At 42.1% G+C, this 23,328-nt stretch carries 27 protein-coding genes and 2 pseudogenes; 16 read left to right on the top strand and 13 right to left on the bottom strand.

Annotation, left to right across the window (positions count from 1 at the left end; all coding sequences use genetic code 11):
* Nucleotides 1-116: 116 nt before the first annotated feature.
* On the bottom strand, nucleotides 117-1,580 hold the full coding sequence (locus tag L696_RS0122815; protein ID WP_025685711.1) for a DHA2 family efflux MFS transporter permease subunit: 1,464 nt from the start codon (nucleotides 1,578-1,580) through the stop codon (nucleotides 117-119).
* 138 nt (nucleotides 1,581-1,718) lie between these two features.
* Between L696_RS0122815 and L696_RS0122810 the strand changes: the two genes are divergently transcribed.
* Nucleotides 1,719-2,288 (top strand): TetR/AcrR family transcriptional regulator, encoded by a 570-nt coding sequence (locus tag L696_RS0122810; RefSeq protein ID WP_025685710.1) that lies wholly within the window; start codon nucleotides 1,719-1,721, stop codon nucleotides 2,286-2,288.
* A 183-nt stretch (nucleotides 2,289-2,471) separates the two neighbouring features.
* Nucleotides 2,472-2,723, top strand: coding sequence for a YolD-like family protein (locus tag L696_RS0122805; protein ID WP_025685709.1), 252 nt, complete (start codon nucleotides 2,472-2,474; stop codon nucleotides 2,721-2,723).
* A gap of 211 nt (nucleotides 2,724-2,934) precedes the next feature.
* On the opposite strand, the gene L696_RS0122800 is transcribed toward L696_RS0122805, so the two are convergent.
* Nucleotides 2,935-3,264, bottom strand: coding sequence for a DUF3817 domain-containing protein (locus L696_RS0122800; protein ID WP_025685708.1), 330 nt, complete (start codon nucleotides 3,262-3,264; stop codon nucleotides 2,935-2,937).
* A 491-nt stretch (nucleotides 3,265-3,755) separates the two neighbouring features.
* Here L696_RS0122800 and L696_RS0122795 point away from each other — a divergent pair, with 491 nt between their 5' ends.
* Nucleotides 3,756-4,676, top strand: a complete 921-nt coding sequence (locus L696_RS0122795; protein WP_025685707.1) for an aminoglycoside phosphotransferase family protein — start codon at nucleotides 3,756-3,758, stop codon at nucleotides 4,674-4,676.
* A 48-nt stretch (nucleotides 4,677-4,724) separates the two neighbouring features.
* Here the strand turns inward: L696_RS0122795 and L696_RS0122790 are convergent, their stop codons facing one another.
* A complete protein-coding gene (locus L696_RS0122790) occupies nucleotides 4,725-5,156 on the bottom strand; it encodes a hypothetical protein (RefSeq protein WP_025685706.1) in 432 nt (143 codons plus the stop codon).
* 211 nt (nucleotides 5,157-5,367) lie between these two features.
* Between L696_RS0122790 and L696_RS0122785 the strand changes: the two genes are divergently transcribed.
* The 4 genes from L696_RS0122785 (at nucleotide 5,368) to L696_RS0122770 (ending at nucleotide 8,996) form a co-directional block, all read left to right on the top strand.
* Complete coding sequence (locus tag L696_RS0122785; RefSeq protein ID WP_025685705.1) at nucleotides 5,368-5,817, top strand: Imm63 family immunity protein; 450 nt, start codon at nucleotides 5,368-5,370, stop codon at nucleotides 5,815-5,817.
* Between the two features lie 132 nt (nucleotides 5,818-5,949).
* Entirely contained in the window at nucleotides 5,950-6,933 is a 984-nt protein-coding gene (locus L696_RS0122780; RefSeq protein ID WP_025685704.1) for an ABC transporter substrate-binding protein, read from the top strand.
* 33 nt (nucleotides 6,934-6,966) lie between these two features.
* Nucleotides 6,967-7,992 (top strand): FecCD family ABC transporter permease, encoded by a 1,026-nt coding sequence (locus tag L696_RS0122775; RefSeq protein WP_025685703.1) that lies wholly within the window; start codon nucleotides 6,967-6,969, stop codon nucleotides 7,990-7,992.
* Complete coding sequence (locus L696_RS0122770) at nucleotides 7,989-8,996, top strand: FecCD family ABC transporter permease (protein ID WP_025685702.1); 1,008 nt, start codon at nucleotides 7,989-7,991, stop codon at nucleotides 8,994-8,996. The genes L696_RS0122775 and L696_RS0122770 overlap by 4 nt, the downstream gene beginning before the upstream one ends.
* Before the next feature lie 65 nt (nucleotides 8,997-9,061).
* Here the strand turns inward: L696_RS0122770 and L696_RS0122765 are convergent, their stop codons facing one another.
* The 3 genes from L696_RS0122765 to L696_RS0122755 all read right to left on the bottom strand — a co-directional run bounded on the left by L696_RS0122765 (nucleotide 9,062) and on the right by L696_RS0122755 (nucleotide 11,679).
* On the bottom strand, nucleotides 9,062-9,496 hold the full coding sequence (locus L696_RS0122765; protein WP_025685701.1) for a VOC family protein: 435 nt from the start codon (nucleotides 9,494-9,496) through the stop codon (nucleotides 9,062-9,064).
* A 230-nt stretch (nucleotides 9,497-9,726) separates the two neighbouring features.
* Complete coding sequence (locus tag L696_RS0122760) at nucleotides 9,727-11,139, bottom strand: hypothetical protein (RefSeq protein ID WP_025685700.1); 1,413 nt, start codon at nucleotides 11,137-11,139, stop codon at nucleotides 9,727-9,729.
* Nucleotides 11,140-11,166: 27 nt separating this feature from the next.
* Nucleotides 11,167-11,679 carry a histidine phosphatase family protein gene (locus L696_RS0122755; RefSeq protein ID WP_025685699.1) on the bottom strand — a complete coding sequence of 171 codons (513 nt, stop codon included), beginning with the start codon at nucleotides 11,677-11,679 and terminating at the stop codon, nucleotides 11,167-11,169.
* A gap of 314 nt (nucleotides 11,680-11,993) precedes the next feature.
* Between L696_RS0122755 and L696_RS0122750 the strand changes: the two genes are divergently transcribed.
* The 6 genes from L696_RS0122750 (at nucleotide 11,994) to L696_RS0122720 (ending at nucleotide 16,294) form a co-directional block, all read left to right on the top strand.
* Nucleotides 11,994-12,191 (top strand): DUF3934 family protein, encoded by a 198-nt coding sequence (locus L696_RS0122750; protein WP_013310240.1) that lies wholly within the window; start codon nucleotides 11,994-11,996, stop codon nucleotides 12,189-12,191.
* Between the two features lie 115 nt (nucleotides 12,192-12,306).
* Nucleotides 12,307-12,999, top strand: coding sequence for a pseudouridine synthase (locus tag L696_RS0122745; RefSeq protein WP_025685698.1), 693 nt, complete (start codon nucleotides 12,307-12,309; stop codon nucleotides 12,997-12,999).
* 317 nt (nucleotides 13,000-13,316) lie between these two features.
* Nucleotides 13,317-13,757, top strand: a complete 441-nt coding sequence (locus tag L696_RS0122735) for an MFS transporter (RefSeq protein WP_049827497.1) — start codon at nucleotides 13,317-13,319, stop codon at nucleotides 13,755-13,757.
* Nucleotides 13,758-14,271: 514 nt separating this feature from the next.
* Nucleotides 14,272-14,544, top strand: coding sequence for a DUF6809 family protein (locus tag L696_RS0122730; protein WP_025685697.1), 273 nt, complete (start codon nucleotides 14,272-14,274; stop codon nucleotides 14,542-14,544).
* A gap of 210 nt (nucleotides 14,545-14,754) precedes the next feature.
* Nucleotides 14,755-15,987, top strand: a complete 1,233-nt coding sequence (locus L696_RS0122725; RefSeq protein WP_025685696.1) for a WXG100 family type VII secretion target — start codon at nucleotides 14,755-14,757, stop codon at nucleotides 15,985-15,987.
* Nucleotides 15,974-16,294, top strand: coding sequence for a hypothetical protein (locus L696_RS0122720; RefSeq protein WP_245233426.1), 321 nt, complete (start codon nucleotides 15,974-15,976; stop codon nucleotides 16,292-16,294). The genes L696_RS0122725 and L696_RS0122720 overlap by 14 nt, the downstream gene beginning before the upstream one ends.
* Nucleotides 16,295-16,509: 215 nt before the next feature.
* Here the strand turns inward: L696_RS0122720 and L696_RS0122715 are convergent, their stop codons facing one another.
* The gene (locus L696_RS0122715; RefSeq protein WP_025685694.1) at nucleotides 16,510-17,622 is read right to left on the bottom strand and encodes an alpha/beta fold hydrolase; all 1,113 of its coding nucleotides are present in this window, start codon (nucleotides 17,620-17,622) and stop codon (nucleotides 16,510-16,512) included.
* Between the two features lie 146 nt (nucleotides 17,623-17,768).
* Between L696_RS0122715 and L696_RS0122710 the strand changes: the two genes are divergently transcribed.
* Nucleotides 17,769-18,329 carry a TetR/AcrR family transcriptional regulator gene (locus L696_RS0122710; protein ID WP_025685693.1) on the top strand — a complete coding sequence of 187 codons (561 nt, stop codon included), beginning with the start codon at nucleotides 17,769-17,771 and terminating at the stop codon, nucleotides 18,327-18,329.
* 77 nt (nucleotides 18,330-18,406) lie between these two features.
* Here L696_RS0122710 and L696_RS0122705 read toward each other — a convergent pair whose 3' ends face one another.
* From L696_RS0122705 to clpP, 3 genes are read right to left on the bottom strand one after another with little or no spacing between them, the layout of a single operon-like run.
* Nucleotides 18,407-19,072, bottom strand: coding sequence for an MBL fold metallo-hydrolase (locus L696_RS0122705; RefSeq protein WP_025685692.1), 666 nt, complete (start codon nucleotides 19,070-19,072; stop codon nucleotides 18,407-18,409).
* A 48-nt stretch (nucleotides 19,073-19,120) separates the two neighbouring features.
* The gene (locus L696_RS0122700) at nucleotides 19,121-19,327 is read right to left on the bottom strand and encodes a hypothetical protein (RefSeq protein ID WP_025685691.1); all 207 of its coding nucleotides are present in this window, start codon (nucleotides 19,325-19,327) and stop codon (nucleotides 19,121-19,123) included.
* A gap of 57 nt (nucleotides 19,328-19,384) precedes the next feature.
* On the bottom strand, nucleotides 19,385-19,969 hold the full coding sequence (gene clpP, locus L696_RS0122695) for an ATP-dependent Clp endopeptidase proteolytic subunit ClpP (protein ID WP_013310269.1): 585 nt from the start codon (nucleotides 19,967-19,969) through the stop codon (nucleotides 19,385-19,387).
* 199 nt (nucleotides 19,970-20,168) lie between these two features.
* Between clpP and L696_RS0122690 the strand changes: the two genes are divergently transcribed.
* The gene (locus tag L696_RS0122690; protein WP_025685690.1) at nucleotides 20,169-20,894 is read left to right on the top strand and encodes an RNA polymerase sigma factor; all 726 of its coding nucleotides are present in this window, start codon (nucleotides 20,169-20,171) and stop codon (nucleotides 20,892-20,894) included.
* 447 nt (nucleotides 20,895-21,341) lie between these two features.
* On the opposite strand, the gene L696_RS0122685 is transcribed toward L696_RS0122690, so the two are convergent.
* On the bottom strand, nucleotides 21,342-21,872 hold the full coding sequence (locus L696_RS0122685) for a DUF4303 domain-containing protein (protein WP_025685689.1): 531 nt from the start codon (nucleotides 21,870-21,872) through the stop codon (nucleotides 21,342-21,344).
* Nucleotides 21,873-22,016: 144 nt separating this feature from the next.
* Between L696_RS0122685 and L696_RS32825 the strand changes: the two are divergent.
* Nucleotides 22,017-22,223 (top strand): annotated as a pseudogene (locus L696_RS32825) (DUF2798 domain-containing protein); the annotation flags it as partial.
* A gap of 216 nt (nucleotides 22,224-22,439) precedes the next feature.
* Here L696_RS32825 and map read toward each other — a convergent pair.
* Entirely contained in the window at nucleotides 22,440-23,186 is a 747-nt protein-coding gene (gene map / locus L696_RS0122680) for a type I methionyl aminopeptidase (protein WP_025685688.1), read from the bottom strand.
* Between the two features lie 26 nt (nucleotides 23,187-23,212).
* Nucleotides 23,213-23,328, bottom strand: a pseudogene (locus L696_RS32135) (TetR/AcrR family transcriptional regulator); the annotation flags it as partial.

Below are 23,328 nucleotides of genomic sequence, written 5' to 3'. Positions count from 1 at the left end.
TGTATGAATATGTATATAGAGTTATAAGAAAAAGGCTGCTTAACCAATAGTGAGTTGGTTAGCAGCCTTTAAGTTTTTTAAGATATTTTTAGTTTGAGATATAAAGAATTTATTAATTAATGCATGGGAGCTTTAGCAGTGCCATGCTCAACATGAACTCTGCGGATGAAAAACGCAAGGATCAACCCGATCACACTGATGATCATCGCAAAGAAAAATGAATTCTGAGATCCGGTTGCCATGGCATTGGCCATTTCATTTACGGATTCAGGCATACTGGATTGGCTCAAATAGCTGTCCATGCCTTTGGAGAGAATGCTTACCGCTACGGCTGTACCGATTGCACCAGCGACTTGTTGGAGCGTGCTCATAATGGCAGTTCCGTCCGGATACAGATCCATGGGTAGCTGGTTTAGGCCGTTTGTCTGAGCAGGCATCATGATCATGGAAATACCGATCATCAGGCAGCTATGCAGGACAATAATGAGTACAATAGCTGATGTCGTCGTAAGGCCTGACAGGAAGAATAAGACAGCGGCAACGATCACAAGTCCCGGAATAACGAGCCATTTTGGACCGAATTTATCGAACAGGGAGCCCATGATGGGTGACAACAGACCGTTGATAATTCCGCCGGGCAGAAGCACCAATCCTGCGGACAGAGCGGACAGGGCCAGCCCTTTTTGCAAAAAGAGCGGGAGAATCAGCATTGTAGAAAGGATCGTCATCATACACAGGAAGACCATCACAACGCCGATAACAAACATCGGATATTTAAAGACGCGCAAATTCAACATCGGTTGCTTCATTTTTAACTGGCGTACAGAGAACAGAATCAAAGATACCAAGCCGATGATCAGGGGGAGCAAAACTACCAGACTAGCCCAGCCTTCGCCGCCTTCGCCGGATTTACTGAAACCGAACACGACACCACCGAAGCCAATGGAAGACAACAGGATAGATGGAATGTCAATTTTCGGCTTTGTAATCTCCGAAACGTTTTGCATAAACAAGATACCGAAAATCAGCGAAAGAATCAGAAACGGAAGGGAGATCCAGAAAATCCAGTGCCAGGACAGATTTTGCAGCACCAGACCCGCAATCGTAGGTCCAACCGCAGGAGCAAACATAATAACCAATCCGATGATCCCCATAGCTGCGCCTCTCTTTTCAGCCGGGAAGATGATCAAAATTGTATTAAACATCAACGGCAATAAGAGCGCCGTACCGACGGCTTGAAGAATGCGAGCGATCAATAACACCGTAAAGCTTGGTGCTAATGCAGCAACGAGACAACCCGCAATAGAGAACAGCAGTGATGTGACGAAAAGCTGTCTTGTCGTAAAGGTTTGAAGCAGCAAGCCCGATACAGGTACCAAAATACCGAGTGTCAGCAGAAAGGCCGTGGTCAGCCATTGGGCTGTTGCTGTTGTAATGTGCAAAATCTGCATCAAATCATTCAGCGCAATGTTCAACGCCGTTTCACTGAACATTCCGATAAAGCCGCTAAGCAGCAGGGCAATCATAATAGGCAGCACCTTGAATGTCTTAGGATCAGATGGAGCGCTTGTTTGACTCATTGTACTCATGTTGTTTTTGTTCCTCCAATAAATTGATGGGTATTGAATTATAACGATCGGTCTATATATAATAAACATGAAGTTATTTTTTTGTCAAAATAAAAATTGTAAATATTATATTAATGAAGGATGCTGTATATGGCTGCTAAACCCGAATCATATGAAAATATTGTACAAACCGCTTCGAGGCTCTTTTTTCATCAGGGCTACCACGCTACCGGACTCAATCAGATTCTTGCGGAGAGTGGCTCACCGAAAGGCTCGCTTTATTATTATTTTCCACGTGGCAAAGAGGAATTGGCTTTGGAGTGCATCAGAAGAGGGAATGAGTTTATTAAGCAAAAGTTGAAAGAAACGTTATCAGGGAACGAGGACCCTGTGCTCGCCATACAGGATTTCATCCGCAATACAGCGGAGGAAGCGGACCAAACGAACTTTAATGGCTTTATGCCTATGGGATTTTGGGCTGCTGCGGAAACTTCCTGCATCAGCGAATCGTTACGGCGTGCCTGTGTGAATACGTTTACAGATTGGCAACATATCTATATGGAACGTCTTCAGACAGCGGGATGGACGGAGGAAAAGGCACATAGTCTGGCGGTACTTATTATTTCCATGCTGGAAGGCGCCTTAATTCTGGCCCTTACTCAGCAGAGCAGCGCACCTATTTATAATGTAGCCGATTATATTCCACAGCTGATCAAATAAAAAAGGATATGGAATTGCTTTCTGGCTGACCAGCTTTCAGAGCCGATTTTCTTGTTCGTGAGAAAATCGGTTCTTTTTTATACGCAAGTGACACGATTTAACTCAGATTACCAGCACCAAATGATGAAAAGTATGGTAAAATAGAATGAATTTGATTTTGCAGTAAAGGAAGGGTGAAAGCAAGTGGCAAAGGCGAAGGTGGCCAAACGGCCTACCCGGGATGAATTTGTGCTGGAGGAAATCGGGAACCAGCTTGCAGAAGCACAGCAAGAGCAATCCGAAGTCGTGTTGACCGTATGGGGACGTCAAGAAACAACCCGCGGGCAGATCGTCAAAATGGACCCAAGAACGGGCAGGGTTCATGTAGAGAATAATGGTGAAACGGACAAAGTTCCTTTTATGGACATTATGAGTGTAAATTACCCAAGAGATTAGTGGGGGATTTGTCTATAAGATTACATAATATAAAGGAATGAAATCATGACAAAGTGGGGCTCCCCTTTTTCAATCTCCGTCAGATGACTATTACGAAAGCTTGGAGAATTTCGGAAAGTAACATTTTACAATACCAAATAAAAACACGGCTTTCCAAGGTTACAGAAGCCCGGAAAGCCGTGTTTTTACGTAAAATTATTTTTGTATGTGCCTATGTAGATTTAACAGGAGTAGCATGATCCATACGCGCTTCCGCCTTCTTCAGCACCTTACGGTCAAAGATGAAAGGACCAAACGGCAGCAGCGAGGCAATCAAAGCTATAAGCCCTTGTAATACCGTCAATTTGCGAAAAATCAACATGGCTACAATCGCAACTACATAAGCCACGAACAGTACCCCATGGATCATCCCCACCCAGCTTACCATTTGCGGCATCCCGGCTGCGTATTTAAGCGGCATAGCGATACATACAAGCAGCAGATATGAGACCGCTTCAATATTACCAATGACGCCAAACGTCTTAAAAGGATTTTTAAACATGAATAAACCTCCCTATTCTTATTCCTATTACTTAAAATTTAATATAGCCTATAAAACGCTTTGGTTAAACGTTAGAAAGTTACGATATATCGAATATTTACAGCTTTTTCTTCGTTTTAGAGGATAATACCCCGAAGATATGTCTGGATTTTCACATTTACATGAATGAATTTAAAGCTTAGACTGGGCTCTCTGAATGATGAGTTGTTTTAAAGGATGCGATGATAAAATGAGGAGGTGGAATATCGCAATTCTTAGGTTGTGGGATGAATAGTTGTTAAGCCCCCGTTGGGAACTAACTTTGCTGCCATGGACGGAAGCTTTGTTTAGGATCATATTGACTATTACGTGCAAGACCTTTGCAAAAAAAGAAATATCCTAGTAAGAAGATTGATTCCTCTGTCATTTTAAAGGTAAACTATGGAAAGCATATGTTTGCTAAAACGGTATAGCTCTATACAAGGCTATTTTAACGTGGGAGGTGTCATAGCGTGAATCAAATCTTTAGTGAAATAGCGGGCTCCAGTACGTGGAATAATGTGGGAGAGATTCATAAAGGCTGGTCAAAAGATATGAAATACTATGTTCAAACCATCGACAGTAGAGAATTGTTGCTGAGAATGGCGGATATCACCCAATATGAAAAGAAACAACGTGAGTTTGAAGCTGTAAAAAAGCTGGATCATATAGAGAGCATTTTAATGTCCCGGCCGCTTAATTTTGGGATTTGCAACAACGGACAGTCCGTATACTCCTTATTTACCTGGATCAAAGGGGAAGATGCTGAAAAGGTCATTTCCACGTTAAACGCAGCACAGCAATATCAACTCGGGGTTCAAGCAGGAGTAATATTAAGAAAAATGCACGAAATCCCTGCGGAGCAAGATCAAGCGCCATGGGCCGAATATTATAATGCCAAAATCAACAGATATATTACAAACTATAAAGCATGCGGCATTCCCTTTAAGGGAGCCGATCAAACCATTAGCTTTATTGAGCAACACCGCTATCTATTAGAAAATCGTCCCCAGACATTTCAGCATGGAGACTATCATGTGGGAAATATGGTAGTTACCCCATCTGGTGAACTGGGCATCATTGATTTTAATAGACTGGATTATGGCGATCCTTGGGAGGAATTCAACCGCATCACCTGGTGTGCAGGATTAAGTCCATTATTCGCTTCGGGCCGTATCCACGGTTATTTTAATAACAATGTACCTGATTTATTTTTTAAATTAATGGCTCTGTATATTGCGAGCAATCAGCTTTCATCGATCCACTGGGCAATCCAGTTTGGTAAAAAAGAAGTGGACGATATGGTTCATCGAGCTGAAGAGGTTTTGGAGGCGTATGATTACTTTCAAACCTACATACCGAAATGGTACGTGCCCAGTTTCCTTTCCCTGTAAACATGAAGACCGCCGCTCCTGGGAGTGACGGTCTATTTTTGCGTTCTATTATTGTTTTTTGATCTTGTACGTAAATTCCCAAACTGCCTGATTGCCTGAATAGCGTCCGCGGTTTTCAGTGACAGTAACTCTTAGCTTAACGGTAGAACCTTTGGCAGAAATGGTGGAGACTTTAACGTTTTTGCGGGCTTCGCCCTCGTCAGGGATTTTATCCTGTTCCTCGGCATAGGCATATAACTGAATACTACCGCCCGGTTTGACCTTGACCTTCACGCTACTGCCTTCCTCAATGGATTTGCCGCCTGCTTGGGCAGCAATCGCCCATTCGTTGCCTACATGATCATTCGATACCAAGGTCGCCTGCTGGAACGTAACTACATAAGTGGATATTGCCGAAGCTGCGAGCGCGTACGTTCCGTTGAATAACAGGGATACTACTACCAATAGAATAGCCGATGCTTTCGTCCATACTCTATTCATTCGCCTGTTTCCTCCAGTTTGAAATATAGAAGGGAAAATCCCCTCTATTCTAATTATCGTTTGCACCAACAAGAATTGTTAATAGTTGGTAAAAGATAAGTTTCATTTCTTATTGCAACACTAGTAATTTAATGATATTAAACGGTCATTCATGTATCGTTTATTTGTTTGATAAAATGAGTTGAAGATTGTGAAAGGAAGGGAAAATCTGATGAAAAAAATGTATAACGAACGGGAAATTATAGACATGACCATTAAACTGCTTGAACAAACTTCGATATATGAAGACCAGTATGAGCACTATGTAACTCGACCTTTCCGTACGGATTTTTGTGATGATCTTAGTCCGTATGTGCAAGTTGGCAAGCGGGGTTATACGCTCCAGATGTACGAAAGAGGCGTACAGATGCTGAACAAGCCTACGAAAGATGTAGAAGATGTGATTTATTGGATCATCGAAGATACGATTCACATCATTGCTCATCTAAATCTGCTTCGAAAATATAAAGTGGATAACATAAATACTCATTTAAAATATACCAAGGAGATCACGAAGGAGCTGACAACTGCAATTAGTAAAGCTTTTTATGAAATTGGAGGAATCTATCAGGAATGGCATGAAGCGAATAGAAGGGGAGCACTGGAGAACCCATTAAAGTAAAACAAAAACTTAAAGAAACAGTTGACAATCACTCAGGTAAAATTTACACTTTAAAATTAGTGATAATGATTATCAATATCACTAATTTTAAGTATGTTTTGCTCTTACTATATTTCAAAGGAGATTTACAACATGCATCGTATGATGAACAAGAGATTTCACATGATTTTATGTGCACTATTCGTAATGATCTTCGTTATTTCAGGCTGTGGGAATGCTGGCAGTTCCTCTGATTCATCTGCTAAACCCGCGTCGTCCACGAAGGAAGAGGTAAGCAGGGATTCTGATACGCGTACAGTCTCTACGATAAAAGGAGATATTAAGGTGCCCGCTAATCCTCAACGAGTAGTAGTGAACTGGTATGTTGGCGAGGTATTGACACTAGGGATTAAGCCAGCGGCAGTAATGGGCTGGAAACAAGAAACGATGCCTTTTTACGATAAGTTTAACGACATTCCCAATATTGAAAAGTGGGAAACTGAGGAAATTATGAAGTATGATCCTGATCTCATCATTACATATGATACAAAGGATTATGATAAGCTGTCTAAAATTGCGCCTGTTCTTGTGATACCAGAGGATAAAATGACCTCCCTAGAACGTTTGAAATTTCTTGGTCAGGCCACAGGACATGAGGCAGAAGCGGACAAAGTGATTTCACTGTTTGAAAGCAAGCTGAGTCAGGCCAAAGAAAAACTAAATTCCGACATATTCAAAGACAAAACGTTTAGCATTTTCGAGGACTGGGGCAGTGGTTCCTACGGAATTTATTATGAAACAGGCTCACGTGGAGGAACGTTGCTTTACAATTATCTTGGACTTCACAAACCGGAAAAGCTCAACACATTGGTTAGAAATTCCGGAGAGGGTCGAGGTTCTTTATCCTACGAGGTTGCTGCTGAATACTTTGGAGATTATGTCCTTTGGTTTAAGCAGGAGGGCAAGGAATCCGAATATGCGAAGACAAAAATCTGGAGCAGTATTCCAGCCGTTAAAAACGGACATATCATCGAAATTCCAGCGAAATATGCAGGACTGTTCTATTATTCGGACGTTGCTAGTATGACGGGACAGCTAGATTTTATTATTAGCAAATTGCTGGAACAGGCTAAGTAACGATGCAAAATTGACCAACTAAGGGTGTAATCGATGTCTACTCACAAAGAACCAAATAAAAAAGGAATATTTCATTTTATAGGCTACATGATCGTGGGCGTGTTCCTGCTCCTGGTGGTTACCGCAGCATCCATTACCTTTGGTGCTGCGGAAATGAGCTTGAAGCTGGCGTGGGGTGCTATATTTCAGTTTGATCCCAATATTACGGAACATCAGATTATTCACACCTTGCGTTTTCCGCGTACTGTGGCAGATATCATTGTAGGGTGCAGCTTGGCTGTATGTGGGGCGATTATGCAGGGAACCACTCGTAATCCACTAGCGGATTCGGGACTCATTGGCATAAGTTCAGGCTCGACATTTGCTATTGCGTTATGTATGGCCTTTTTGCCTGGTCGCACCTACGGAGAAACCATGCTGTATTCTTGCCTAGGTGCAGCAATCACTACGGGCATTACGTATTACATCGCATCTATAGGCAAGCGAGGAATGACGCCTCAGCGACTGGTGCTGGCAGGAATGTCCATCTCCATGCTTTTTGGCGCGTTTAGCACGTTTATCGCTATTAAGTATGAGATTGGCCAAGCACTTGATTACTGGTCTGCTGGTGGTACAGCCAGTGCCAAGTGGGGTGAATTAGCTTTCATTGCGCCACTGTTTGTAGTGGGTTTGGTCTGTGCCATCGCCCTTTCTCCCTCAATTACGATTTTGAGTTTCGGGGAGGATGTGGCATCAGGCTTGGGTATTCGTGCGAACAGGATTAAGTTGTTTTCAACCTTAATTGTATTAATTCTAACGGGGTTATCGGTTATTGTGGTGGGCCCTGTTGGCTTCGTTGGTTTGATCGTGCCACACATTATGCGCCATCTGGTCGGAACGGATTATCGGTATATTATCCCGGCCTCAGCTTTGTATGGAGCAGTCTTTCTATTGGCGGCGGATTTACTCGGACGACTGATCAATCGCCCTCACGAAACACCCCTTGGCATTATTTTTGCCTTGGTGGGCGTACCCTATTTTCTCTACCTTGTGCGCAAGCAGAGGAGGGAGTTTAGTTGAAACTGTCCCGTAATACCAGAGGTATTGGCATTATTTTACTGTTAGTAGTGCTGACGCTGCTAGTGGCTGTACTCAGTATGAATGTTGGGAAAATGAACCTTTCTCCACTCGAAGTTTTCAAGGTCATCATTGGCGAAGGAACGAGCAAACAGAACCTGATCGTGTTTGATTTTCGATTGCCACGTATTGTGCTTTCCATATTGGTAGGTATTGGCATGGGGATATCAGGCTGTATTATGCAAAGCTTGCTCAAAAACGACATGGCCAGCCCGGGGACACTCGGCATCAGCTCAGGCTCAGGGTTATTTGTACTTATGTATATTACGTTGTTCGCTAGTGAAGGATTGCTATCTCCTATTCTTCTTCCAGGACTGGCTTTTGCAGGCGGCCTTACGGCAGCTTTTTTGATTTTTATGTTTGCTTTTAGGCGGGGAAGAGACATCTCGCCTACGGGCTTAATTTTAACTGGTGTCGCTATGGGCAGTGGCTACAGCGCATTATCTCTGATGATGACACTTCGGCTAGACAAGCAACAGTATGACTTTGCTCTGAGATGGCAGGCTGGAGACCTGTGGGGGGACGACTGGAGCTATATTATGGTGCTGCTCCCGTGGGTGCTTATCATCTGCTTTTACGTTTTTTACAGGTCTAACACACTCAATACGTTGAATTTGGGAAATCAGACGGCATTGGGGCTCGGCGTAGCAATTAAAAGGGAGTTTATCGGCTTGACGATTGCTGCCGTTGCGCTCGCTTCTGGTAGCGTGGCACTTGGCGGGAATTTCTTTTTTGTGGGCATGGTCAGTCCCCATCTAGCGCGCAAGCTAGTGGGACCCAATCATAAGCTATTACTACCTACGACGGCATTGGTTGGTGCACTCGTCATTTTGATTGCTGACACACTTACCCGGACGATTAGTTTTGGTGCAGATATTCCAACCGGAATTATTATCACCATACTGGTTACCCCTTATTTCCTTTACTTGCTGTCGAAAGCCAGTTAAATGCACGATAAATGAAAAGACGCTAACCCATGTCCATGCAAAATATGGCTGGGTTAACGTCATTTTTATTGTTCTTTGCGCGGTTCTTCACTGTCATGGCTCAACTGCCATTCAATTCCGAACTTATCTTTAAGGCTACCATAGCATTTGCTCCAGAATGTTTCTTGAAGATCCATATTTACGGTTCCGTCTTCTTTTAACTTTTGAAAGTACGATCGAATTTTTTCTTCGTCCTTATTGACGATAGCGAGGCTGATGTTGTTTCCGGCTACGAAAGGCATGCCAGGAAAAACGTCTGAAAACATGACATTACTACCATCAATAGTAAGCCGCGTGTGCATGACCAAATTTTTCGCTTCTTCCGGTAGAGGGTAATCGGGGTTGGGTGGTGCTTCACCAAACGTCATGATTTGTGGTTTCTCAGTCCCAAAAACCTCTGCGTAAAACTCCGCTGCTTCACGACAGTTTCCATTAAAGTTAAGATAAACATCAACAGACATGTGCTTCACTCCCTTATGGCTAATTCCTTCACAGGCTAAATTCTTATCTTTCATTATTAACCTGTACACTAGCAAAAATACCACGTGTTCATAGACAATTCTAACGCGCAACTCTTAAGGGGTATCGCTAGCGTCTTTTTTATGAGATCCTCGTATTGGAATTAAAGTAACCCGCAAAAAGGCTGCTTGTCTTTAAGCAAACAATTTTGCGGGTTAAGATTATGGATTTACTAAAGGGAAATCAGGTTTGGAGTGGCTGGATGATAGAGCAGATGTCGTGAAATATCACCTGGATGCTGCACGAAAAGTGGCCCCCAAGCAGGATTTGTATCGTGCATCTGCTTCAACAGCGACATCATCCGACTAAATATAACTTGCAGATCTGCTTCGTGGGAAAGTCCCTCAGTAATAGCAGCAGCTACTACATGCGCTGCGTAGAAGCCGGCGCGGTGCTCATCGGTAAGCGAGCCGGTGGTTTGCAGCAAGGTACGTAAAAGTGCGGCGACACTCTCATCCTCGTTTCTCCAGTTTTGGATTTCATCCAGACTGTGATTTTCAAGACTTGCGAGTTTAGTCTTCATAATGGCATCAGCCACAATTCGTGCAGAACGTTTTGCCGTTTCAGGGTCGATTACAATGCCGTTTATTTTGATACTGGACAAATCCTTGTCGGTTTCAGATTCAATGACATCTGCCCATGCTCCGGCTTGGTCAAATTCCAACAGTGCAGTGGCGTAGGCTCCTAAGTATCCCCGTAAAATGTCTGCGGCGTGCGGATCACGGGCAGGTCCTTCATTTCGAAGTTGAGCTCTTCCTGAAAAAGCAGCGTTCATACCCCGGAAATAACCGATTAAACCAATAGCAGCTGCGGGTCCCAGATTCAGGACACCCAATACATCCGACGCTGTTTCGTCGATGCGGGAAGCCCAGTAATTCGGTAGTCCTTGTCCGATGTTTTCGCTGTTTAGTCTGGTTCTGACGACATTGGCCAACTCTTGAAGAAGACCCAAATCAGCATGCAAAATATCATGACCACATACTTCATGGGGGATACTGGACCAAGCCAGTAATCCGGTTGTCGCATGGGCAGGAGGAAGACTGACAATAGCTGCGCTCACTTTGAATACGGCAGTCGCGTCAGCGGTCCACGTATACGGGCCATTTTCAGGCTCTCCCCATTTAACAAGTGCTGGAATAATACTGAGATCTGGTTCTTTTATTCCTTCGCGATCTTCCGCGCTAAGAAAACCGTCATACAGGTCACTAACAACCTCTTGAAAAGCATCGGTTGCCAGGGTATTGTAGCCTTCTCCGTTTTGCAAAATGCTCTGAGCGATATCCAACATGAGTCCGGCAGCTCTAGTTCTGCTTGGGTCCTGGATCAAAATTTCAGTGAATCCCTGTTGCCCAAGCTCGTCCAGCTCCTTAATAAAAGGAATCGCGACCGTTTCCTGATATATTTTTGGCAGTTTGGCTTTGACCGCGTGGAGTCTTCCCATTAATTGGTGATAATCCGTAGGGGCTGGCGGTCCCTGAATATTGGAGAGCACAGCCTTCTTCACATTTTCGATACAAACAGACATGTTGGAAACATCCGGTTTGGTAACAGTGGTGATGCGACTTCTTTCCAGCATTCCTTGCATAATTAGATTACCTCCCAGTTTTTTTAATTAAACTACAACAGGCTGCTCTGTATTCCACAAATGATGCACTTGACAGTTTCCATCACTAAACGTTAAAAGGTAGAGATCCGGATTCGTTATTTCCTCCAGAACAAAATGCGGAGCATAGTGATGCAGCAGAAGTGTTATGATCAAGCGATGGGTGACTAACAGAAAGGTATGTTGACCGCTCTCCAGCAATTCTTCCGTTAAGGCAGTGACCCGGTTGATAACCATTTCTTCAGACTCTTCGTCAGTAACTTCAGCTACTCCTCGTTCTCTAAGGCGATCTTCAGGTGGATCAAGTCTGATGTTTAATCGTTCTTCAATGATTTCCGCTGTTTGCCAAGCTCGCTTATACGGACTGGACATCAAACGGTCTACTTGCAAGCCATCCATTTGCAGAAGAAAATCCGCCAACTGCTCAGCCTGCTTAAAGCCATCTGGACTGAGCGGAGCATCCGGCTGATTACCAGTCCCAATACCGTGACGAACCACATATAGCTTTACATCATGACTCATTCAGCACTCCGCCTTTTTTACAGAAAATTAGCTGCTAAAAGAAAGATTTCTTGCGGCCCACACTAACATGTGTGAGCTTTCACATGATTATGCCCCCCTTTTTTTGGTACCTAATTTTTTGAGGTGAAAAATCTAAAAATACAAATGTAACAAACGAGTAAAAGCTACTTATTGCAGATTTATAGTAGATCAGGACTGCTTTACAAGAACATTTTCAATTTATATGCTCAATTTTTAAAACAAATGGGCATTATGTACAAAGTAATGGTATGATAGCTTAGTTAAATCTGAACGACTACTAATGGAGTGATCATATGGGTGGAAAAAGCAAGGGCGGCGGGACCGGCAGAGGTACAGGTAGTAAGGGCTGGACACGTTGGAACAAAACAGCGAAGCCAGTAAGGACAAAAAGCGCTTCTACAAGCGCACCGGGAAGCAAAGCGGCAGGTGGCACAAAAGGCGGCACTGCCAAACCAACCAGAAACAAAAGCGGCGGCAACAGTAGCAAATAAACCGGGCAAGTATAAGTTGTCGTAAAGGGTGAACATCTGATTAAGCAAGAACAATCAGGTGTTTTTTTAATCATTTTACTCATACTCCCATACTACAACCAGAAGCAGGTGAATCGTGAGAATTAACAAGTACATAAGTGAGACAGGATTTTGCTCACGTCGGGAAACCAATAGGCTGATTGCAGCAGGACGAATTACGATTAATGGTAACGTTTGTGAAGTGGGTGCGGAGGTAGAGCCACAAGATATCGTGCTGATTGATGGAGAAGCTATTCCGCTTAATTCCATTGAACCTGTATATTTGGCTCTGAATAAGCCAATAGGCATTGTTTGTACCGCAGCGGAACAAGTGGCTGGCAATATTATTAGTTATGTCAATTATCCTTCACGTATTTTTGCCATTGGCAGGCTGGATAAAGCGTCAGAGGGACTCATTCTATTAACCAACGATGGAAGCATTGTCAATCAAATGATGCGTTCCGAGCATGGTCATGAGAAGGAGTATGTAGTGACCGTAGACAAGCCCGTTACAGACGATTTCACGGGAGCTATGTCTCGCGGCGTTGAAATATTGAACGTTATAACCAAACCGTGCAAGGTTGATCGTACAAGCGAATGCGAGTTCCGCATTATTTTGATGCAGGGGCTGAATCTGCAAATTCGCAGAATGTGCAAGGCTTTGGGGTACAGAGTGCTAAAGTTGGAACGTGTTCGAATTATGAATATTACCTTGGATCATCTGGAACGGGGCCAATGGAGACTTCTTGAGAGGGAGGAACGGGAGTTACTTCTTTCTAAGTTGAAATGATGGATACAACGAAGGTTTATTTTAAGAAGCATTTATTCGAAGCAGGCAAAGGGGAACCTCTTACCAAATTTGAGAAATTGCCTATTGAGTCTATTGTCTGCTACTATGGAGGCATAACAGAGGAGAGGCTAACAAGCTAACTACCATAACCGAAAAAAGGGGCAGACGTTATCCTGATGGTAACCTTCGATCTATGCAGTCTTCCTTACACCGGGTATTCGGCCCATACTTATGGTTGTTCTGACCTAGATGACAGCCCATAATATTCTCTATACTTATATTGCTCCATTTCTTGCCTCCAATGGGATGGTGAGAGAGTGGGTCTGGCGCTGGCTTTCTTTGGCATTGCTGCTCTCGTAGGTATATGGATAACTGGCGTATTCATCGACCGTTGGCTGCGTAAGCTTGTCCTTATTAGTCTTATTTCCTTCGTCTTAATTTCTATTGCCATAAGCTTTAGCAACTCCAATGTCCTTATGATCTATATCATTGTTACGGTATGGGGTTTAACTTTCGGCGGCGCAGCAACGCTGTTGCAAACGGCGCTTGCTCAGGCTGCAGGGGAGAGCAAAGTGGATATGGTCATGCCGATTAACACGACCGTATGGAATCTGGCTGTCGCCGGCGGCGGGGTAGCTGGGGGCATTTTACTTGAAACTTTTGGTGCCAGATCATTTTCGTGGGCACTGTTCATGCTCTTATTCCTTGCGCTTCTCGTAGCTTGGAGGGGCAAAAAGCACTCGTTCCCTCCACAGTAACCTGGTAATTAGATGAGGATTTTTCTGAAAATTTCGCTTGCTATGACTTCTAACTTTAATGCACATAAGATGCTGTCCCAAGGGCAGTTGCTATAAATAAAGAGTATTGTCCAAGCCGATGTTGTCGACAGGGCAATGCTCTTTGTGTTTGCATTCGGTCATGCTATAAAGATGGAGCCTGCTTATTTTCCAAGAAGCGGTGTATTCACTTCGTTCAGAATCTGTCCCGTAGGCAACCGGACGGAATCTGGCTACCCACACGGTGTTACCTACGATGTGGATGTGATTCTTTTTTTACCCCGTTCATAATCGCTGTAAATCCTCTGGCTACATTTCAGATACTCGGCATTAATCCTCAATTACTTCTAGTGAAATATTCGCTAAAAATCAATTTTGATTTTTTAATGAGATATTCTTGTTTTTGGAGAACAAAGTGCACTCATGTGATCGAATTTTCGCAAAAATTAAGCATTTAACTCAAACCTTTACTTATATCAAGAAGGAGAAGATGAATATGAGTATCTTGGAGGATATATATTACGGAAAATGGTATCCAAGTGAAAGAACCAGACCGAAAAACCCAGAGCTCGAACTAATCCATCAGAAAATATCCGCTTCTATGAAAACTCTGAAAGCAAGATTGTCGGAACATGATTATGAATTAATTGAAGAACTATCTGATTTAAATGATGTTTTAATTTCTATATTATCCGCCTCAGATTATATTTCTGGATACAAAGCAGGAGCTTTGACGATGGTTGAAATATTTGATGGAAAAATCATTTAAACTAAGGTATATCCCAGTGCTTTAAAGTGAAAAGTGTAGAGTTAAAAGGCTTTACATTGTGATTTAGAGGCAGCATTTGTTTAATAAAATATAAGTCTGTAGTCTTAGGCATAAATCCATGTTATTCATATAACAATTAGTAATAAAGATGGTTTTCCATAAATTTGAATAATGCTATTATGTCATAATGAACTCAACTCGAGGTATATTATGACAACAATTAAAGTGACACCTGAACAACTTATAGCCGTCTCTAAGAAATTTGAGCTTGCACAGCAAACGGCGATGCAAATGAATAGTCAGTTATCGCAGCATATCTCGTTTATGGAACGATTTTGGGAGGGCATAACGAAGGAGCAATTCTATTATAGATTTCAAACATCTCAGAAGAATATGGCTGACTTTGTTACACTAACAGATTCTATTGCAGAAGAATTGCGCCATCATGCGGATAAATTCAGATTAGCTGATCTGATGGAAGCAGGCAATCTTGACGCGGCTTGTTTACCTCCTCCACCTAATACGTGTGCTGTTCCTACTCCAGATACACGAAATGCATTTCAGAAATCGGCAGATAGTTTAGCTGAACTGGGTCAGGATTTTGTAGACGCTAATTCAGAACGCTATGAGAAAAAATTCAATTCAGTCTGGAGCTTCCTAGATTATATGTCGTACGGCATTCCGAAGGGAATGTATCAAGGGTACATGGAACGGGCAGCTAAACAAAACGATTCATGGAATGACATGCTCAATTTTGGTACATTTGGAGCTTCGGGCATGATTCAGGGAGCATTTAATCCCAACAATGCCTGGTCAAAGGAACACTGGGCTAATATGATCGGTACAGCAGGATTGTTTGGAGGAGTTAGTTCAGTAATCAAACCCAAGATTAGTTTAAAATCATCGATTAAGTATGAGGGGGCAGTGGACTTACGACAAATTTCTTCGGACGGTTTGCGTAATGAATTGCCATTAACAGATGTCCAGAAAACGGAGATTATCCAGTATACTAAATCGTTGGATTTTCCCGAAGATAATATAATAATGAGTAGACCTGGTTTTTATGATGATTGGAATACAGGTATGATGTACGATAGATTTATTATAAATACAGATGTATTACCAGCAGAGCATACAGGAGTTGGAACCTTAAGTGCTAACTCGCGTGTGTCAGCCAAGGCAACGATTGCACATGAAATTGTGGGACACTATGAGGCATATAAGGCAGGGAGAGCATTTGAATTATATGATGTTACTCCAGATACATTTAAAAGAAATTTTGCTCTAGATGAAGCCCAAGCTAGTATAAGAGCAGCAAGGTTCGCTCCCGATTTAACATCAATAGAAAGGATGACGTTACTGAGGGATGCCATAACCCGATTAAAAAGTGCTGATTTGCGTATACGTGATGTTAAGGGAGAACTTTATATTGAAGAACGATAAAGGGGCAACGTTTAAAATGGAAAAAATAATGGACGTTAGTTTAACTTTTGAGTCAAAAGATGAAGGTACAATTATAGTAGGAACAAACAAAGGTTTAGATCATTTAACTTACCCAGAAATAAAAAAAATCATAGGTGATAAAATTCTTATTAAATACGCAGATCAAAATGAGACGGTATTAAGCGTTAGCTCTGTTCAAATTTCAACTTCAATGGCTGAAAGGAAAAATATTGGAATATGCGTTGGTAAGTTAGCATCTCCTGATCTTGTTCAAGTGGGGGCAAGTATCTACATTTTGGAAGATTAGTTAATATATTGTATTATGATGGATCCAGGAAGAATTAGAACACATGAATTTGTTGCTGTTTAAAGGAGTAGTAACAAATTGATATCTCTCCATTGGGTAAATTAACACTAGGCATGTTTTGGTCAATACTTACGTTAAAAAGACGGTTTCCCCTTTTGGGGAAACCATACTCTTAATTTTTTTATGTGAGAAATTGTAGTATTCATTCCTCTTTGTTATAGGAACTTCTTCATTTCATTAAATGCTAACTCCTTGTGACCTGCTTGGCAGTGTTGCTCACCACCCGTTTCTTTAGTAAATACTTTCGTTGTAATGGACGCAGCATTGATTAATTCTTGTTGGATTTGTGCGAGTCGGTAAATAGGTACGTATTGATCATCTTCTCCAGCTAGTAAAAGAACATCTTGATTAATGAATGCCCCAATGCCTTGCATCGTGTGCTTTTCGAAATTTTTAATGAGATCAAAAGGCGTTGCTTCACCGGTGTTTTCCATCCCTTTGGTAATCTTCCAATGCAAATCAATATTATGAGTCATCATCTGTTCGAATAATGAATTCACTTGATCTACTTCATTATGTTCGACTAGCTGCATCATACTCTGATACGTTTCCTCTGGCATCCCCATTTTTATTGCATCTAAACCACAATAGAAAATGTTAAAAGCAACTACTTTATCAATTCTCTTTTCGAAGGCTGCCGCACGCATAGCTAAATACCCTCCCCAAGAAGCACCTACAATACTTACACGATCTAATTTGAAATAATCAATCACAGTTGATACGGGCTTTTCCCAGTTATGAATCAATTTTAGACCGTTTTTTAATGCAGTTCCTTGGCCCGGACCATCAAATACAATAATATTGTAATCAATTCCTTTCAAAAATCTCATCATTTTAAGCATCTCTTCCATGTAAGAATCATACCCAGCAAAGACAAGTAATGTTTTCGTAGCTCCAGATGTCAATAATTTTACAGCAGGAAGATAGGAGTCTTCATAGGGAATCTTGTAGGATTCATAATCAAAATCATGAAAGCTTTTATAGAACATTTCTCTATATTTTTGATACATTTTTTCTTTATTGGGGTCTGTGGTTGCAAGATAAAAATCTGCAACTTGATAGTAGGCTGAGGCTAAATCATAGTCCTTGCTATCTTCGCGTTTCTTTGCAAAATGGAGCCAAGCTTCATACCAGCTACGGGTGTCGTTTAATTTCGGAATTATTTTTTCCAAGTCAGCTTGTGCTTGATCATCTTCTTGATAATAATCACTGATAAAACGATTAATTTGAAGATTGAATTGTTTGTTATTTACATATGATTTAAACATATATTTTCCTCCTTCAATTTGGGTATGTGTTTACTATAGAGTATAGTTACTACATAAAAAATAATTAGTATCGTATAATCTGTAGGATATCTTACACGGTAAATATGAAGTGTTCGAAAACTTACACATAAGGAGAAAGTGATTAAATGAATGAAGATATCAGAATTTATAAAACAAAAATGGCTATTGAGCGAGCCTTAATTGAATTACTCCAACAACATGATTTTAAAGATATTACGATCAAAAAAATTTGTGATCAATCTCTTATCGGACGTTCTACTTTTTATAGTCATTATTTGGATAAGTACAACTTGCTAGAAAAAATAGTTAAACAGTATGCTTCTGATTTTAAAGTTGAAATTGAAAAACGTTTTGATTCCACGAAAGACGGCAAAGTGGCAAATGCCATAGAACTTGTAATCGATCAAATGATTAAAAATAAGCTCGAAATTTCAACATTGTTAACCATTCATGAAGTAACGGCTGATCTACGTAAGGAGTTTGAACAAATTTTGTTTGGGACTTGCTTAGCTTATTTAAAGCAACAGAATTCTTCAACTTCGATCGCATTGGAATATTTAGCAGAGCTATATGCTGCTAACTCTATGACGTCTATTCATTGGGTTTTGAAAAATGGCAAAGATGCTAACATCATTCTTCTTTTATATCAAATGCAAGAATATATTTTTAATCAGTTAAAGTTCTGATCTATATACAAGTTAGCACGCGTGGAGTGATGTTCACAACATCGTTTCACCAAAGGTAACTTGCTGGAGCTTTAACTTTATAATCCTTGGCTAAGTCCTAATATCTGATCATATATATCTTCATTACTTAATCCCCCGTGATAACAAACTACGGATGCAATGTCGAGATCTAAATACTTTTTCAATGAGAGCCGAGCTGCATTTATATCGGGTGTGGTCGGGACATGAATTCCCGCGAGAATCCCGTTTACACTGTACATCGAATCCCCGGCAATGAGAGTTTTACTATGTCTTAAATAAAGGCTGATATGACCCGGAGTATGCCCAGGCGTATGGATGACGCGAATCCTGCCGCAAAACGGCAATTCCTGACCATCTATTAAGGTATCATCCACTTTGCCCTTCGGGGGATTCTCAAGATGACCATCTTTTAAAAGAGGGATCTCCCCCTGAATATACGGCTTATCCAGTTCGTGTGCATAGACTTTAATATGATCGCCACACTCCTGCAAAATCTCAGGAAGACAACCTATATGATCCACATCCTGATGCGTCAAAATCACAGCTTTTAGTTTGTCGAACGACACGCCTACCTTTTCCATAGCCACGCGTAAATCTTCAATTTGTCCTGGGAATCCTGTGTCTACTAAAACAGCCATTTCTTGATCCCACAAAAGAATGGGATGAATCATATTCCCATGAAAATCTAGCTGAAGCATTTCTACTCCCTGTGAAATTTCCATAATATCGGGCCTCCGTAAAATGAAATTGCCGCCCATGCTAAAATAGGTTCATGGGGCGAATCCAACTCTGTAGCGCTGCCGTTCCTTAATGTCAATGGATACGGTGCGAATGGACGTAATAGGAATAACAAGCGTCTGATATTGCGTAAGGTATTTAACGAACTTGTCGTCAATCTGATCCAATATCCCGTCGCATGCATTTGTCCCATCTATAAAATGAATAGTTACTTCCTTACCTTGTAAGCTTGCTAACATGATATCACCTCATATTTTCTTGAAGTTTCTTGCAGTACATTAGGTTTTGAGCATACTCTACAAAGAAGTTATCACTTGATCAATAACACCATATTCCAGTGCCTCCTGAGCGGACATGTAAAAATCCCGGTCCATATCTTTTTCGACTTTTTCAAAAGATTGCCCGGTCCGTTCAGCTGTGATACGGGTTGCCTTTTCACGAGTCCATAAAATTCGTTTTGCGCTGATCGCAATATCGCTGGCCTGCCCTTGTGCGCCTCCGTGTGGCTGATGGATCATAATCTCACTGTTCGGCAGCGCCGAACGTTTCCCTTTGGCGCCCGCCAGCAAAAGGATCGCGCCAAACGATGCAGCAAATCCCGTACATATCGTGTGTACATCGGGTTTGATGTACTGCATCGTATCATAAATGGCAAATCCTGCAGAAGTAGAGCCACCCGGGCTGTTGATATACATGTAAATTTCTTTTTCCGGATCTTCTGCCGCTAGGAACAATAATTGAGCAATAATACTGTTAGCCAAATGATCATCGATGGCTGCCCCTACAAACACAATACGATCCTTTAATAGTCTGGAATAGATATCGTACGATCTTTCACCTTGAGCGGTTTGCTCAACAACATAAGGAACATAAACACTCATTTTTGATACCCCCATTTTCTTGGTTCAGTTGATTTCTCCTTGTAAACGAACAGAGACCGTAAAAAGATACGGAGGTTTCAAAGGGAAAACGATTTGCGTAAATGGTGTAACTTTTATAACCACTTGTTCGTTTACATTGGAGGTAGCAAATGGCTTGGCTTTAGAAAAGGGCAGAATAAGACCGTGGAGGAGAAGGCCTATGAAGATAGATAATTCTATACAAATGACAGACAATATAATGAACTTCGAGAACTTGGAGGAATTACAGGCGGTCCTGAAACGTTACTGTCTGTCGCTTACGAAATCAAATTGGGATGCGGAAGAACTGGCTCAGGACACTTGGATAAAAGCATTAGGTAAGTTAAATAGCTTCGAGCATACAAATCCGAAAGCGCTTTTGCTGCGGATTGCTAAGAACACCTGGATTGATGATAGGCGGAGAAAAGCAGTCTACACTCGGATATTGAATAGGGAACAAGCGAAAGTAACCGTACCGGATCATGGATCTTTTGAAATCGAGATAGCGTTGCAGTCCTTAATGAATCATTTATCTCCGCTTCAGAGAACTGTTTTTTTGCTGCGAGATGTGTTTGAATATTCAATTCGTGAGACATCCGACATGCTCGAAACAACGGAGGGAGCGGCAAAAGTTGCACTCCACCGGGCACGAAAATCGCTTGGAGCAGTCAAGGAGGATCTCCTCAAAGGAGAGTTATCCTTACCAGAAAGTGAAAACTCGAAAACTTTTCTAAGAGCGTTGACGGCGGCATATCAGATGGGAGATATTGCAGCAATGGTTATGCTCTCCCATCAGGATGCAATGGAGCCGGACGTGGTGATCGGAATCGTCAATAATAAGCTGATCCGAGGTCTCGCTTCAATAAAACAAACGGATTCCCATACCATGAGTATGATAGCGGCGTAGTTTGCGAAGAGAAATGTGGAGCTGATCATAGTGGTTGTTTCTGATGAAACAATGACATGAATTGGAAAAGAAGGCTTCCGTACAGAGAAAATGATAAAAAAATTAAGTGAATTATCATTAAAAAGGGAACCTCAAGATAAACTATTAGGTCATTATAAGGTGGGGGACCTATCGAACCATGAGGAGAAATAAGTTTATTCGTATCTAATGGGGATAAACCAAACAAAGAGGATACGTAATCGATCGGCGCTGGAAAAATTTCCTTTCAACTTGGAAATAATATCATCGTTGAAAAAGCTTTTCTTATATTGGGGTATTGTCAGCTTGCTGGTACTCCCCCGTGTAGATTAAGAGGATACTATCGGTGCATTGGACAAGCACATTGTGAATTTGTCTGGTAAAGCAATCTACCTGAACGAAATGAGTGTAATACTTCAAACTGCACTTCTATTGATAACGATGCAAGAAGCCATCAACTAATTTGGCGTTTGTCATCTGAATTACGGACTGATTTTCCAGTTCCTCGGCCATATCATCATCCGTCATGGACACGAAAAAAATAATATCTTCTTTGGATTGGCCGAATTGACTAAAAAGTACATCGTCTGTTTCCTTAACTACCTTGGCCATAATTTTTATCATTTCATCTTTATAGTCAAACACATTTTCGGTTGCATACAGAAATTTGCTAATATGATTCAAGTGTGTTGTATCGCCATATTGATATTCGCAAAATCCCCATCTATAATAATTTTCATCTTCCTTGCTGTTGCATAGGCCTTGGGCCTTCATGTTTGTGATATGTCTAACAAGTGATTCCTCCGTATTAACAGCAAGAAACAAGGTGACAAAATCACTGTCTGTCCCAAAAGCACAACCGTAAACCTTCTCATTCTTCACTTCTTCCAGTATGCTTTTAAGATCATCCCAAAATCCTGCCCTAAATCTTTGCTCAAATTCATTCAGAAAATTGTTCATCGGGTTCATATACTCCTTTATGAGTTTTATGCTTGATTATATTTTACATTATTAGCTCGACTCAATGTAGCCTGCCGTTCATTCTCTTTCTACTCTTGTATCGACAGTCCAAGGATCGTCATAGTTAACGAATGTCTCCTTTGAGTTACGGTCTCATCTATTCTTCTAACCATTATAGGAACTTGGGTTGGTACGAAACAAATAAGCCTAGAACCTTTTCAGAACTTCTTTCACAGTTGGTTTAGAAATTTTGGTGTAGCATTTTGGATTGAGCTATTGATTGCTCAGCCAATAGCAAGATTTGCAATGAAAAAAATACACGCAAGACAAGCTAGTCAAGAGAGAGTGTAAATCCGTAACACGATACCAAAGTCATAATAAAAAACCGCATAACAACGTGTTTTTTCGTAAATCGGTAAAGTTACAAACCATGTAAAAAAAGCGCTGGTCCCAGGCTGGAACCAGCGCTTTTTCACGTTTCGGATTACGAACTTTCGTCAGGCCAAGCAGGCCGGGTTGGCGACTTATTTCCTAAAATGACGCATTGCCGTCCGTTCGCCTCTATTCTTACTGGGCCGTTAAAATCAGTGGTCCGTCCGGCGTAACTGCGATCGTATGCTCATATTGCGCCGACAACTTGCCGTCGGCCGTTCTCGCCGTCCACTGATCGTCGTCGATCGTGATACGGAACGTACCTTCGTTTATCATCGGTTCAATCGTAAACACCATGCCTTCCTTTAACCGAATGCCTTTGCCGACTACGCCGATATGCTCGTAGCTCGGTTCCTCGTGCAGGCTCCGCCCGATCCCGTGCGCCAGCAGATCGCGTACGACCGAAAACCCGTTCGCTTCCGCATGCTGTTGAATCGCCGACGTTATGTCGCCGAGACGGCCCCCTGGGAGTGCCCGGGCGATCCCCAGATCCAAGCATTCCTTTGTCACCTTCATTAATTTTTGCGCTTCCGGCCGGATATTGCCCACCGCATAGCACCAGCACGAATCGCCGAACCATCCGCCGTATTCCACGACGATGTCGAGCTTCAGCAAGTCGCCGTCCATAAGCGCCCGGTTCGAAGGAATGCCGTGGGCCACCACATCGTTGACTGAAATGCAGGTTTCGGCGGGGAAACCGTTGTACCCTTTCGTAAACTGCTTGCCGCCCAGCTTGGTGATGTGTCTGGCAACAAAGTCATTGATTTCCCGGGTGGTGATCCCAGGCTCGATCAGTTTGGCCACCTCGCGGTAGCAGTCCGCAACGATTTGGCTCGCCGGCTTCATCTCTTCGATTTCCCTAGGTGATTTTAAAATGATCATCTTTGTCTATTCGCTCCTTATCAATTCTATAATTTTAAAAACCGGGCGATATCCCTGGCCTCCTCATGCAGCTTTCCGCGGCGAAGCGAAAGCGAGGCGCAGCCGACCAAGGCGGCCAGCAGCATTTCCGCGCGCTGTAGCC

Source organism: Paenibacillus maysiensis (genome assembly GCF_000520815.1).
Lineage (GTDB): Bacteria > Bacillota > Bacilli > Paenibacillales > Paenibacillaceae > Paenibacillus > Paenibacillus maysiensis.
The sequence above is the reverse complement of the archived record's forward strand: the minus strand, read 5'-3'. Positions and strand labels throughout refer to the sequence as shown.

Coding starts and splice junctions, on each gene's coding strand:
- L696_RS0122815 (WP_025685711.1), bottom strand. CDS start 1,580: ATGAGTCAAACAAGCGCTCCATCTGATCCTAAGACATTCAAGGTGCTG.
- L696_RS0122810 (WP_025685710.1), top strand. CDS start 1,719: ATGGCTGCTAAACCCGAATCATATGAAAATATTGTACAAACCGCTTCG.
- L696_RS0122800 (WP_025685708.1), bottom strand. CDS start 3,264: ATGTTTAAAAATCCTTTTAAGACGTTTGGCGTCATTGGTAATATTGAA.
- L696_RS0122790 (WP_025685706.1), bottom strand. CDS start 5,156: ATGAATAGAGTATGGACGAAAGCATCGGCTATTCTATTGGTAGTAGTA.
- L696_RS0122785 (WP_025685705.1), top strand. CDS start 5,368: ATGAAAAAAATGTATAACGAACGGGAAATTATAGACATGACCATTAAA.
- L696_RS0122780 (WP_025685704.1), top strand. CDS start 5,950: ATGCATCGTATGATGAACAAGAGATTTCACATGATTTTATGTGCACTA.
- L696_RS0122775 (WP_025685703.1), top strand. CDS start 6,967: ATGTCTACTCACAAAGAACCAAATAAAAAAGGAATATTTCATTTTATA.
- L696_RS0122765 (WP_025685701.1), bottom strand. CDS start 9,496: ATGTCTGTTGATGTTTATCTTAACTTTAATGGAAACTGTCGTGAAGCA.
- L696_RS0122760 (WP_025685700.1), bottom strand. CDS start 11,139: ATGCAAGGAATGCTGGAAAGAAGTCGCATCACCACTGTTACCAAACCG.
- L696_RS0122755 (WP_025685699.1), bottom strand. CDS start 11,679: ATGAGTCATGATGTAAAGCTATATGTGGTTCGTCACGGTATTGGGACT.
- L696_RS0122750 (WP_013310240.1), top strand. CDS start 11,994: ATGGGTGGAAAAAGCAAGGGCGGCGGGACCGGCAGAGGTACAGGTAGT.
- L696_RS0122730 (WP_025685697.1), top strand. CDS start 14,272: ATGAGTATCTTGGAGGATATATATTACGGAAAATGGTATCCAAGTGAA.
- L696_RS0122725 (WP_025685696.1), top strand. CDS start 14,755: ATGACAACAATTAAAGTGACACCTGAACAACTTATAGCCGTCTCTAAG.
- L696_RS0122715 (WP_025685694.1), bottom strand. CDS start 17,622: ATGTTTAAATCATATGTAAATAACAAACAATTCAATCTTCAAATTAAT.
- L696_RS0122710 (WP_025685693.1), top strand. CDS start 17,769: ATGAATGAAGATATCAGAATTTATAAAACAAAAATGGCTATTGAGCGA.
- L696_RS0122705 (WP_025685692.1), bottom strand. CDS start 19,072: ATGGAAATTTCACAGGGAGTAGAAATGCTTCAGCTAGATTTTCATGGG.
- L696_RS0122700 (WP_025685691.1), bottom strand. CDS start 19,327: ATGTTAGCAAGCTTACAAGGTAAGGAAGTAACTATTCATTTTATAGAT.
- clpP (WP_013310269.1), bottom strand. CDS start 19,969: ATGAGTGTTTATGTTCCTTATGTTGTTGAGCAAACCGCTCAAGGTGAA.
- L696_RS0122690 (WP_025685690.1), top strand. CDS start 20,169: ATGAAGATAGATAATTCTATACAAATGACAGACAATATAATGAACTTC.
- L696_RS0122685 (WP_025685689.1), bottom strand. CDS start 21,872: ATGAACAATTTTCTGAATGAATTTGAGCAAAGATTTAGGGCAGGATTT.
- map (WP_025685688.1), bottom strand. CDS start 23,186: ATGATCATTTTAAAATCACCTAGGGAAATCGAAGAGATGAAGCCGGCG.